Below are 10,279 nucleotides of genomic sequence, written 5' to 3' on the forward strand. Positions count from 1 at the left end.
TATGGCCACCGCACCCGTCGAAGCGAAGGTCAAGGCGGCCACCACCAGTACCTTCGTCGCCTCCCTGATCCTCGCCGTCCTCAACGCCGTCAGCGCCGACAGCACCCTGCTGGACCCGCTGCCGGGCTGGCTGCAGGCCGTCATCGTGGCGCTCGTGCCCACCGCGGTCACCTACCTGGCCGCATGGCAGGCCCGGCACACCCCGCGCCCGGCCCCTGTCGAGCCGCCCGTACAGGGACTCTGATGTGCACGGCGGCCCGGCGACTGCGTGAGCACCTGGGTCGCCGCGGCGCGTTCCTGCTGATCCTCGGCACTGGGAAGGCCTGCTGGGGCTTGAGCTTCATCATCGAACCCCAGCCGAATCCTGTCGGCCTTGACCTGCTTACCCGCGTCGCGCCGCTGCACTGCTGGGCCTGGCTGTGGATCGTCGCCGGACTCACCATGCTCGTCTGTGCGTTCCTGAGAGTCGGCCGGGACGGGCTCGGCTTCGCGGTCGCCCTCGTACCCCCCACCACGTGGGCCACCGCCTACACCGTCGCCGTCGTCAGCGGCGAATATCCGCGCGGCGGGTACGCCGCCATCTGGTACCTGACCTCGCACGTCGGGGTCATCCTGTGGGCGGCGACGGTGCCCGAGCACTCGGTCCCCCCAGCGCCGCGCGCCCGGAGAGGCAAGGGCGCATGAGTATCTGGGCAGGGCTGGTAGCCGCGTTCGGCACGCTGGGCATGGTCCTGGCCGGTTGGTTCGCCGCGCGAGCCACACGGGCCGCAGCATCGGCCACCGCCGAGGCTACCCGGGCCGCGGCGCAAGCCGCGGCGGAGCCGGCACAGCGTGAGCGGGACCTCGCCGCGTTCCAGGCGATCCGGGACGACATGCAGGAGGAGGTCCGGGAGTTGCGCACGGAGACGACTCGCCTGCGCGCGATCGTAAGGTCGTTCGCCAGCTACGTGGGGGAGCTGACTCTGCAGATGCGGGCCGGCGGCATCGACCCGTCCGCCCCGCCGCCCCTCGTCGACGAGTACAACCGCACCGGAGTGTGACATGCCCGACCAGCCTGTACCGCAGCCCGCGGAGCCGCGCGTCGACGAAACCGCCGGGGACATCGGCTCGCTGGTGCGCCTCGGCGTCGTCGACCCGCCGCCCGTACCGTCACCCGAGCCGCCGCCACCGCCCACCGAGACGCTCGACGCGCCCTCATGACCTGCGCCCCGCTCCTGCTTCGGCAAGGGCGGGGCGCTTCGTCGTGTCCGTGTCTGCGTCAGGCATCGACTGTGGTGGCGTAGCTGCGCCAGCCCATGCGCGCTGCCTCGGCGTTCAGTGTCTCGCGCCATCCCTGCGGTGGCGCGTGGTTCGGGTCCTCGCCGTCGCCCCTGTAGTAGAGGAACGGGCGGTCATCGGACCAGGTCATGAGGTCGATACCGAGCCGCTCCGCGTCGGTGAGCAGCACGTCGATGGCGGCAGTGAGCCCGTTGACGGTCGTACCGGGGCGGTAAGGGGTGCTGGGGATGTTGACGTCGGTCACGAAGTAGCGGGTCTCCAGGTGGCCTTGCGTGGAGACCTGCCCTTCCGCGACGTCGTCGTCGGCGTGCCCGTCGTCGAAAAACTCCAGGGACGCCTTCCAGCCGGGGAACGCCTGGCCGTTGGTGGTCCGGGCCTGCGGCGACCATGTCACCGTGATGCCGACGGACCAGTACCCGCCGCTCCTTTTGCTGATCATGCCGGTCTCCTACTTCTCTCGGTGGTGGCGATTGGTGTGGTTGCGGATGCTGGCGGGTGCGCCGACGTACTCGCAGTGCGGGCATTCGCCCCACGCCCCGACCTCGACGGCCTTGGCACTGAGGGAGTGGCCGGGTCCGTAGCCGTGTTTGTGGAGTAGCTGGGCTACGGAGGAGCCGTATTCGACGGCGAGGAGGGCGGCTTCGGCGGTCTTGTCGTGGCCGCGGGCGAAGAAGCTGCCGAGGCCGACCGTGGTGCCGCAGCCGCACCAGCAGGTGCCGGTGGGGATGAGGCGGGGGAGTTCGCTGCTTGACATGCTTCATGGTACCCATTCTTGAAGCTCTTTCAAGAATGGGTACCATGATTATTCCTCGCCTATCACGGCAACTTGTCGCATGGTCGCGCGAAATGATGTCCGGTGGCGTGCCGCGCCGAAGGTGACGGCCGTTGCGTCACGCGCTGCTGAGGCTCGGCCCGCCGTAGTCGTGCGGCCGTCCGCCGCGCCATTCCACCCAGGAGGGATCGTCGAGCAGGGGCTCGGCGTCGGGCAGCCCGGCCCGCCGCAGGAACTCCACGACGTCGGCATCGGAGTGCGCGAGGCCGAGGATCGTGCCGTCCACGCGCACCCGCCTGCCCCCGGTCGGGCTCGGCTCCTGGATCACGATGCGCGCCATGACACCAGCGTGCGGGAGGCCGGAGCCGGGCGCATCCGGGGCTACTGCGGGGCGGGGCGCTCCGGCAGCTCGACGCCGGGGCGGTGCACGTACCACTCCATGAAGTGCCGGAGTTCGGCGGAGCGGTCGCTGCCGACTTGATCGGCCGCGGTGCCGAAGTCCTCCCATAGCTGGTCGGGGATTCGGCGGATTCCGCGGAGTTTTTCGCTGTGCTGGTTGGCCATGGAGAAATCTTCCCAGGGTGGTTGACCACCTGTCCAGAGTGTGTCACCTTGGAGATATCAAGGTGGTTAACCACCTCGGAACTGGGGAGACATCATGGCCGTGCACCTCGTCACCTACACCGCGCAGACCGCCACCGGCCCCGAGACGCGCATCGGCCGCGTCCTCAGCCCCCGCACCCGCCCCTCCTGGAAGGACTGCCACGAGCAGCTCGACGGATTCACCGGCCGCGGCACCTACCTCGGCACCGAACCGCAGTACACGCTCAACTACCGAACCCCCTCCGGGCCCCAGACCAGGACCATCAGTTCGAGCGGAGTCCAAGTAGTCGGCAAAGTCGTCATGAGCCTCGCCGACCGCGGGCAGGCATGGGACATCCAGGTACTGAACGCCGACGGCAGCGACGTCACCTTCGAGTTCGCCTGTTTCCGGGACTGAACAAACCGAAGAAGCCTCGCGACCTGCCACACTCAGACCAGGCCCCGCCCCGATCCCCCGTGCGGCGGGGCCGCCTCCGCTCCCGAGGAGAGCGCCATGCCGCTACCCGTCGCCATCGCCTTCACCGTCGTCCTGGCCGTTGAGATGTTGTGGCTCATCGCCTCGATGACCGCATCCCTGCACCTCGGCAGCACGGGCCCGCTCTGGCTCTGCTGGCCCGCCCGCTTCTGGGACGCCGTACACAGCCGATCCGCCGCCCTGCGCCCGCCCCGCCCCGACTACACGCGTATCGCCCGCCTGGAGCGGGAGCTGGGCATCGGCGGCTGACCGGCGTTGTCAGTGCCCGCCCGTACCCTCAACTCAACACATCAACTGTGTGCACTCAAGCTGGGAGTGCTGCTCGAACCGCCCCGCCGGAACAGCGCCCGCGCGGGGCGGACGGCTACCTGGAGGACCCGTGGACGATCTGGTGCAGTTCTTGCGCGACCGGCTCGACGAAGACGAAGCGGTGGCGCGCGCCTGTGCGGGCGATGGCGGCTGGGACGCAAGCAACATCGCCATCTATGGCCCCGATCTCGCGCCGGAAGTGCGCGAGCACATGGCCCGCCACGACCCGGCCCGCGTCCTCGCCGAGGTCGAAGCCAAACGGCAGATCATCGAACTGTGCGAGCCGCCATTGGTCGACGTGACCGGTTACGGCCCGGTTGAGAGTCGCGACTACATCCCTGGCGAAGGGGAGGCATGGGGGCTGCCAGTCCTCAAGCGACTTGCCCTGCCCTACGCCAACCACCCCGACTATCGCGAGGAGTGGCGGCCGTAGCTACTCGCCCTCGGGCTCGGGATGCCGCACGCGCCGCTTCAGCTCCCGCTCGACGTCGTACCGGCTCTGGCCAGTCGCCGCGGCGTGCGCGGTGACGGCGGCCTGGACGGCCTCGGCGGTGTCGGTGGTGAGCGCCCCGGCCTGAATCTCGGCCCAGGCGGCTTCTTCCAGCTTGATCAAATCGTCTGTGAGTTCGATAGCCACTGGCTGATACTACGCGGCCATGGCCAAATCCCGACGCACCGCCGCCACCCACGCCTCCAGCAGCCGCTCGTACTCCGCCTGCTCCTCCGGCCACAGCGGACGGCCGGCGCGGGACGCCATGAAGCAGCGGATCGCGTCGTTTGCCTCGGCGGTGGTCATGCTGGGGATCTTACGGGCGGGCAGTGACAGCGAGATCGCGTTCCCCGGCGCTGGCCACGACCCGCGCGGTAAGTGACAGGTTCACACGGGGTGTAAAGAAAACACCAAGGGGAACCCGGCGCACACCTGGTGCATATGACAGGTAAGTTGTTCACTGGTCAACGGACGGCTCTGCGTCTCGCACGAGACGGTAGAGCGGAGTGCTCAGTGCGTCAGCGATCAGCAGGAGATAGTCCAGCGGGGGAGAGATGCGACCGTTCTCTATGCGACTGACCGTTTTACGGTCCAAACCTGACCGCTCGGCGAGCCTCTCCTGCGAGAGGCCGCGGTGACGGCGCGCGAGCCTGATCTGCTCGCCGATCGCCCTGCGCCTCGCGAGTAGCTCGGGGCGGGGAGGGTCGATCGGCACCCATTTACGGTGAATCGATCTTGGTCGAAAGTCTGTACCCAGTTGGGTACATCTCGCCTCGCGGGTAGGCCTGTCTTGAGCTGGGCCGCGAAGCGATCCAGTACGCCGGCCCCGGACCGCCAAGCCCACCTCCCAAGTGGGCGGTCTGGGGCCGGTCTCGGTTGATCAACTGGGAGATGAATGGGAAATCTGGGCGGCAGTTTCCTGCAATCGCCTACCCTGAAATGCAAGTAACTGGCAGGAACGGCTACCCACAGGGTGATGGACGCGGAAGAGGCTGGACCCGCAGAGTGCGGGTCCAGCCTCGCCGTCGTCTGACGCTCAGCGCTGCGGCACCGCGCTGACCTGGCAGTTCCTACAGCGCCGCACCCCCGGGCTTGACCATGCCGCGGACGGTGCGGGAGTCGACGAATTCGCCCATCGCCGTCATTTCCCATTCGCCGGAGAACTGGCGGATCAATTTCGCCGAAGCGGACGAGTTCTTCGCCGGTCTGGGCGTCGAGCAGGCGGCAGTAGGCCTTGGCGACGTCGGAAAATTTCTGGCCGGAGAAGGAGTTGACGGTGAAGACCAGGCCGGTGACCTGCGGGGGAATGCCGCCGAGGTGGACGGTGATGGACTCGTCGTCGCCCGCGCCCTCGCCGGTGAGGTTGTCGCCGGAGTGCTGGATCGCGCCGTTCAGGATCTGGAGCTTGCCGAAGAAGCAGTTGTCGACCTTTTTGCGGTCCGGGCCGTAGGCGATCACGGAGGCGTCGAGGTCGATGTCCTTGCCGCGGTAGGCGGGCTCCCAGCCGAGGCCCATGCGGACGGAGGACAGGAGCGGGCGGCCGCCCTTGACCAGGGAGACGGTCTGGTTCTTCTGGAGGCTGACGCGGCCCTTGTCGAGGTTGATTTTGCCGGCGCCGGGCGCGGGAGCAGGGGCGGCTGCCGGAGCGGCCGCCGCGGGCGGCGGCGCCATGGGCGCCGGGGCGCCGGTGGGCGGACCCCACTGGGCGGCGGGCGGAGCGGCAGGGGCGGGCTGGGGCGCGGCGGTCGGCGGGGCCGGGGGTGCCTGCGGAGTGGCGGCCGGGGCCGCGGGTGCCGTCGGCTCCTCGACGTTCACGCCGAAGTCGGTGGCGATGCCGGCCAGGCCGTTCGCGTAGCCCTGGCCCACCGCGCGGACCTTCCAGGCGCCATTGCGGCGGTAGACCTCCATGACCACCAGGGCGGTCTCCGAGCCGAGCCGCGGCGGGGTGAAGGAGGCGATGACGCTGCCGTCGTCGGCGTTGCGGACCGTGCCGGTCGGTTCGGTGCCGGCGAAGGTGGCGCCTGGGGCGTCCAGGCTGGCGGTCACGACGATCTTCTCGATACCGGCCGGCACCGCGGCGGTGTCCACCGTGATCGTGTCACCGGCACCGCCCGCGCCGGACGTGTGGGTCACGCCCGGGCCGGCCGGCTGGTTGTAGAAGACGAAGTCGTCGTCGGAGCGCACCTTGCCGTCGGCGGTGAGCAGCAGGCCCGACACATCGAGCCGCACGGGCGCGGTGACGTCCACCGCCACCCGCGAGGCGGTGAGCGGGAGGTTCGAGCCAGGAGTCATAGCGGTCATGCCGGGGATAACGAGTGGCCTTCCTTTGCGGTTCCATTACCGAGGGCCGTACGGGCCGCCGTCGGTTGGTACGAAGGGCTGTAGCCGTACGGGCTGTCGCCCCGCCGGTCCCGAGGGCCGTACGGGCTGCCGCCCCGCCGAGGTCAGCGGCGTTCGCGGGAATTGCCGAACAGCAGGCGGTAGGCGATCAGCAGTACCAGGGAGCCGGCGATGGCAGCGATCCACATCGACGGGTCGTAGAAGTCCTTCGGTATCGGCTTGTCCAGGATCTTCGTGGAGAGCCAGCCGCCGATGAAGGAGCCGACGATGCCGATGAGGGTGGTGCCGACGATGCCGCCCGGGTCCCGTCCGGGCAGCAGGACCTTGGCGATGACGCCCGCGATCAGTCCCAGTACGAGCCAGCTGACGATGCCCATGGTGCGTTCCTCGTTCCTGCGCGGTTGCGCAAATGATTGATACGCACACAAGGACGCGGGGAGGGCGGGGCGGGTTGCGTCGGCCGGTCCGGCGTGGCCGAGGCCACGGCCGCTCAGTACGGCCAGATGGGCGGGTCCACGCAGAAGGCGCCGCCCAGGTGGGTGTGTTCGGGGTTGGCAGGGTCGAGTTCGCCCTGCGCGGCGATCAGTTCGGCGGCGTACGGCTCGGAGTCGTCCTGCGGCTCGTAGCCGAGCGAGCGGGCCGTGCTCAGGTCCCACCACAGCCGGGTGTTGGCGGAGGAGCCGTGGACGACGGTGTGGCCGACGCCTTCGGCGGTGAGCGCGGCGTGCAGCAGGCGCGCGCCATCGGCCGGGCTCAGCCAGATCGAGAGCATGCGGACGGTGGTGGGCCGCGGGAAGCAGGAGCCGATGCGGACGGAGACCGTCTCGATGCCGTGCAGGTCCCAGTAGAGGGAGGCCAGGTCCTCGCCGAAGCCCTTGGAGAGGCCGTAGTACGTGTCGGGCCGGCGCGGGGTGTCCACCGGGATCGCGCCGGAGCCGTCGGCGGGGCGTGGGGTGAAACCGACGGCGTGGTTGGAGGAGGCGAACACGACGCGGCGGACGCCTTCCTCGCGCGCCGCTTCGTAGAGGTTGTAGGTGCCTTCGATGTTGCTGCGGAGGATCTTCTCGAAGGGGGCTTCGAGGGAGATGCCGGCGAGGTGGACGATCGCGTCCACGCCGCGCACCGCCTCGCGGAGGGCTTCCTTGTCGGCCAGGTCGGCGGTGACGGCGTCGGGTTCGTCGTCGATGGTCCGCTGGTCGAGGAGGCGCAGCCGGTAGCCGTACGGGGGCAGCAGTTCGCGCATCAGGGTGCCGAGGCCGCCGGCGGCGCCGGTGAGCAGGACGGTGCGGGGGGCGGGCATGGCAGGTTCCTCCGGGCGGGCTCGGTCGTACGGCTTCATCCGCGGACGACGTTCAGGTAAGTGGACGATCGCCGTCACGGTAGGAAGGCGCGCCGGACCGGGTCAAGACGCTTGACGGGTCGGCCAAATCTGGTTGCTCCGAGGGGCATTCGGGGTCATCGGGGCCGTTTCGGGTCCTTGACCGGCCCAGGAGCGCTGCCCTAGCGTGAGCGCGTTCATGAGTGTGGACAACAGTCAGGGACGTGCATAGGTGGTGGCGTTACCACGACGTACACGCCTTCGGTACGAGCATGCCAGGGAGAGCCCGTGACGACCCCCGCCCCGCCGCTCGCCGAGCGCCTCGACGGCCTGCTGTTCTTCCCCGTGACCGCGTACGGGCCCGACGGCGCCCCGGATCTGACCGCCTTCCGCGCCCACGTACGCCGGGGCATCGACGCGGGTGCCGCGGCCGTCTTCGCCTGCTGTGGCACCGGCGAGTTCCACGCGCTGACGCCGGAGGAGTTCCGCGACTGTGTGGCCGCCGCGGTCCAGGAGGCGGCCGGGCGGGTCCCGGTGCTGGCCGGTGCGGGTTACGGCACCGCGCTCGCCACCCGCTTCGCCCGACTCGCCGAGGACGCGGGCGCCGACGGCCTGCTGGCCATGCCCCCGTACCTCGTCGTCGCCGACCAGGCGGGCCTGCTGCGGCACTACGCGGAACTCGCCGCCGCCACCGCCCTGCCGGTCATCGTCTACCAGCGCGACAATGCCGTCTTCACCCCGGACACCGTCGTCGCCCTCGCCCGCACCCCCGGCATCATCGGCCTCAAGGACGGCCTGGGCGACCTCGACCTGCTCCAGCGCATCATCAGCGCCGTACGGACGGGGGCGGCCAGCCGGAAGTCCGGTCGGGAGTCCGGGCAGGAGCCCGGCCAGGAGTCCGGGCAGGAGGCCGACCGGGATTCCGGCCGGGAGCCCGGGCAGGAGTTCCTGTATTTCAACGGGCTGCCGACCGCCGAACTCACCGGCCTCGCCTACCGCGGCCTCGGCGTCCGCCTGTATTCGTCCGCCGTTTTCGCCTTCGCCCCCGAGATCGCCACGGCCTTCCACCGTGCCCTCACCGACGGCGACGACAAGACGGTCAACCGGCTGCTGGACGGCTTCTACCGGCCACTGGTCGAGCTGCGCAACCAAGGCAAGGGCTACGCGGTCTCGCTGGTCAAGGCCGGGGTACGGCTGCGCGGGACGGACGTCGGCGAGGTACGGGCGCCGCTGAGCGAACCGGCTCCCGAGCACGTCGAGGCGCTGGCCGGGCTGATCGAACGGGGTCTGGCACTGGTCGGCGCGCCGGGGTCGGGCGGCCGGTGATGCGTGCCGCCGCGTTCCTGTATCCGTGGGACGTGGTGGGCGATCCGGACGCCGCCCGTCGCGTTGCCGACCTCGGCGTCCGGCAAGTCACCCTGGCTGCCGCGTACCACTCCACCCGCGCGCTGACGCCGCGTCACCCCCGTCACCGCGTCGTCACCGCCCGGCACTCGGCCGTCCTGTACCAGCCCGACGCCGAACGCTGGGCGGGGCGCGCCCTACGCCCGTACCCGCAGGAGTGGACAACTGGACCGGACCCCTTCGACGCGGCAGCGCGCGCACTGACGGACGCGGGCCTGGAGGTGCACAGCTGGGTCGTGCTGGCCCACAACGGACGCCTGGGCGCCGAGCACCCCGCCATCGCCGTACGCAACGCCTACGGCGACCGCTATCCCTGGGCACCCTGCATCGCCCGCCCAGAAGTACGTGCCTACCTCTGTGACCTGGCGGCGGAGGCGGCGACCCGTCCCGGCGCGCGCGGCACCGAGCTGGAGTCCTGCGGCTGGTACGGGCTGGCGCATCTGCACGCGCACGACAAGAGCGCCGGCGTGCCGCTCTCCGGCGCCGCCCAGTACCTGATGTCGCTGTGCTTCTGCGAGGTCTGCGAGGCGGGGTACGGCGGGCTGGGGGTGCGGGCGGAGGACGTGCGGGGTGCGGTCGTACGGGCGCTGGAGCCGGTGTGGGCGGGTGCGGGTGCGGGTGCGGGTGGCGACGAAGGGGCGGCCGGCGGTGGCCGGGCGGGGGAGTGGCGTGAAGTGGAGACGCTGCTCGGAGGTGAGCTGTCGGGGCTGGTACGTGGCTGGCGGGACGGTGCCGCGCGTACGTTGCAACGGGAGGTTGTCGCGGCCGTACGCGGCGCGGCCGTACGCAGTGAGGCCGTACGCAGCGCCGTGGGCGACCGCTTCCAGGTGCTGCTGCACGCCGACCCGGCCCCGCACCGCTGCGGCGCGAACGTGGGTACCGACCCGGCGGACGTCCTCGCGCACGCCGACGGGGTGGTGGTGCCGTGTACGGGTGACGAGGCGGCTCGTGCCGATGCGCTGAAACCGTTCGCGGCGGCGCGTACGGCAGCGGCAGGGCCCGCCCCGGCCGGACACCCGGCCGCCCCCCTTCTCGCCGCCAACCTCACCATCGTCACCCCCATGGGCGGCAGCCCCGGCACCCTCGCCGCCGACGCCGCGCACGCCGCCGCCCTCGGCGCGGACGAACTGCGGCTCTACCACGCGGGCTTGGCCGGTGACGCCGACCTGGCGATCGTACGGCGGGAGCTGGCGGCCGTACGGCGGTAGTCGGTATCCGTGCGGCGGGGGGCGGTATCCGTGCGGCGGAGGGCGGTATCCGTGCGGCGGGGGTCGGCAACCGTACGGCGGA

General features: G+C 70.7%; 18 protein-coding genes and 1 pseudogene. 9 read left to right on the plus strand and 10 right to left on the minus strand.

Annotation, left to right across the window (positions count from 1 at the left end):
• Window position 1: 1 nt before the first annotated feature.
• The 4 genes from IH45_RS0121635 to IH45_RS1000000148850 are packed head-to-tail and all read left to right on the plus strand — an operon-like array spanning window position 2 to window position 1,200.
• A complete protein-coding gene (locus IH45_RS0121635; RefSeq protein ID WP_030670739.1) occupies window positions 2-244 on the plus strand; it encodes a hypothetical protein in 243 nt (80 codons plus the stop codon).
• Complete coding sequence (locus tag IH45_RS0121640; protein WP_030670742.1) at window positions 244-684, plus strand: hypothetical protein; 441 nt, start codon at window positions 244-246, stop codon at window positions 682-684. The genes IH45_RS0121635 and IH45_RS0121640 overlap by 1 nt, the downstream gene beginning before the upstream one ends.
• On the plus strand, window positions 681-1,040 hold the full coding sequence (locus tag IH45_RS0121645) for a hypothetical protein (protein ID WP_030670743.1): 360 nt from the start codon (window positions 681-683) through the stop codon (window positions 1,038-1,040). Before IH45_RS0121640 ends, IH45_RS0121645 begins: the two co-directional genes overlap by 4 nt.
• Window position 1,041: 1 nt before the next feature.
• A complete protein-coding gene (locus IH45_RS1000000148850) occupies window positions 1,042-1,200 on the plus strand; it encodes a hypothetical protein (RefSeq protein ID WP_158813214.1) in 159 nt (52 codons plus the stop codon).
• A gap of 58 nt (window positions 1,201-1,258) precedes the next feature.
• On the opposite strand, the gene IH45_RS1000000145355 is transcribed toward IH45_RS1000000148850, so the two are convergent.
• The 4 genes from IH45_RS1000000145355 to IH45_RS0121670 all read right to left on the minus strand — a co-directional run bounded on the left by IH45_RS1000000145355 (window position 1,259) and on the right by IH45_RS0121670 (window position 2,614).
• On the minus strand, window positions 1,259-1,717 hold the full coding sequence (locus IH45_RS1000000145355; protein WP_030670745.1) for a hypothetical protein: 459 nt from the start codon (window positions 1,715-1,717) through the stop codon (window positions 1,259-1,261).
• 9 nt (window positions 1,718-1,726) lie between these two features.
• On the minus strand, window positions 1,727-2,032 hold the full coding sequence (locus tag IH45_RS1000000150025) for a hypothetical protein (protein ID WP_234440619.1): 306 nt from the start codon (window positions 2,030-2,032) through the stop codon (window positions 1,727-1,729).
• A 136-nt stretch (window positions 2,033-2,168) separates the two neighbouring features.
• A complete protein-coding gene (locus IH45_RS0121665; RefSeq protein ID WP_030670749.1) occupies window positions 2,169-2,390 on the minus strand; it encodes a hypothetical protein in 222 nt (73 codons plus the stop codon).
• A gap of 41 nt (window positions 2,391-2,431) precedes the next feature.
• The gene (locus IH45_RS0121670) at window positions 2,432-2,614 is read right to left on the minus strand and encodes a hypothetical protein (protein WP_030670750.1); all 183 of its coding nucleotides are present in this window, start codon (window positions 2,612-2,614) and stop codon (window positions 2,432-2,434) included.
• A gap of 94 nt (window positions 2,615-2,708) precedes the next feature.
• Here IH45_RS0121670 and IH45_RS0121675 point away from each other — a divergent pair, with 94 nt between their 5' ends.
• From IH45_RS0121675 to IH45_RS0121685, 3 genes are all read left to right on the plus strand, one after another.
• Complete coding sequence (locus IH45_RS0121675; protein ID WP_030670753.1) at window positions 2,709-3,050, plus strand: hypothetical protein; 342 nt, start codon at window positions 2,709-2,711, stop codon at window positions 3,048-3,050.
• A 96-nt stretch (window positions 3,051-3,146) separates the two neighbouring features.
• The gene (locus IH45_RS0121680) at window positions 3,147-3,377 is read left to right on the plus strand and encodes a hypothetical protein (protein WP_030670758.1); all 231 of its coding nucleotides are present in this window, start codon (window positions 3,147-3,149) and stop codon (window positions 3,375-3,377) included.
• Between the two features lie 130 nt (window positions 3,378-3,507).
• Window positions 3,508-3,870, plus strand: coding sequence for a DUF6221 family protein (locus IH45_RS0121685; protein WP_030670760.1), 363 nt, complete (start codon window positions 3,508-3,510; stop codon window positions 3,868-3,870).
• Here the strand turns inward: IH45_RS0121685 and IH45_RS01000000143920 are convergent, their stop codons facing one another.
• The 6 genes and pseudogenes from IH45_RS01000000143920 to IH45_RS0121715 all read right to left on the minus strand — a co-directional run bounded on the left by IH45_RS01000000143920 (window position 3,871) and on the right by IH45_RS0121715 (window position 7,567).
• On the minus strand, window positions 3,871-4,074 hold the full coding sequence (locus IH45_RS01000000143920) for a hypothetical protein (protein ID WP_078897702.1): 204 nt from the start codon (window positions 4,072-4,074) through the stop codon (window positions 3,871-3,873).
• A gap of 9 nt (window positions 4,075-4,083) precedes the next feature.
• On the minus strand, window positions 4,084-4,233 hold the full coding sequence (locus IH45_RS1000000149400) for a hypothetical protein (protein ID WP_199810701.1): 150 nt from the start codon (window positions 4,231-4,233) through the stop codon (window positions 4,084-4,086).
• A 151-nt stretch (window positions 4,234-4,384) separates the two neighbouring features.
• Complete coding sequence (locus IH45_RS0121700; protein WP_324607950.1) at window positions 4,385-4,771, minus strand: helix-turn-helix domain-containing protein; 387 nt, start codon at window positions 4,769-4,771, stop codon at window positions 4,385-4,387.
• Window positions 4,772-4,997: 226 nt separating this feature from the next.
• Window positions 4,998-6,219: pseudogene (locus IH45_RS01000000143925) on the minus strand (TerD family protein).
• 152 nt (window positions 6,220-6,371) lie between these two features.
• Window positions 6,372-6,644 (minus strand): GlsB/YeaQ/YmgE family stress response membrane protein, encoded by a 273-nt coding sequence (locus tag IH45_RS0121710; RefSeq protein WP_030670766.1) that lies wholly within the window; start codon window positions 6,642-6,644, stop codon window positions 6,372-6,374.
• Window positions 6,645-6,757: 113 nt separating this feature from the next.
• The gene (locus IH45_RS0121715) at window positions 6,758-7,567 is read right to left on the minus strand and encodes an NAD-dependent epimerase/dehydratase family protein (RefSeq protein WP_030670768.1); all 810 of its coding nucleotides are present in this window, start codon (window positions 7,565-7,567) and stop codon (window positions 6,758-6,760) included.
• Between the two features lie 306 nt (window positions 7,568-7,873).
• On the opposite strand from IH45_RS0121715, the gene IH45_RS0121720 reads away from it, so the two are divergent.
• Window positions 7,874-8,911 carry a 5-dehydro-4-deoxyglucarate dehydratase gene (locus IH45_RS0121720; protein ID WP_030670770.1) on the plus strand — a complete coding sequence of 346 codons (1,038 nt, stop codon included), beginning with the start codon at window positions 7,874-7,876 and terminating at the stop codon, window positions 8,909-8,911.
• Window positions 8,911-10,197, plus strand: a complete 1,287-nt coding sequence (locus tag IH45_RS0121725) for a hypothetical protein (RefSeq protein WP_030670774.1) — start codon at window positions 8,911-8,913, stop codon at window positions 10,195-10,197. Before IH45_RS0121720 ends, IH45_RS0121725 begins: the two co-directional genes overlap by 1 nt.
• Window positions 10,198-10,279 lie beyond the last annotated feature (82 nt).

The organism is Streptomyces rimosus subsp. rimosus (assembly GCF_000720725.1).
GTDB classification, from domain to species: domain Bacteria; phylum Actinomycetota; class Actinomycetes; order Streptomycetales; family Streptomycetaceae; genus Streptomyces; species Streptomyces rimosus_A.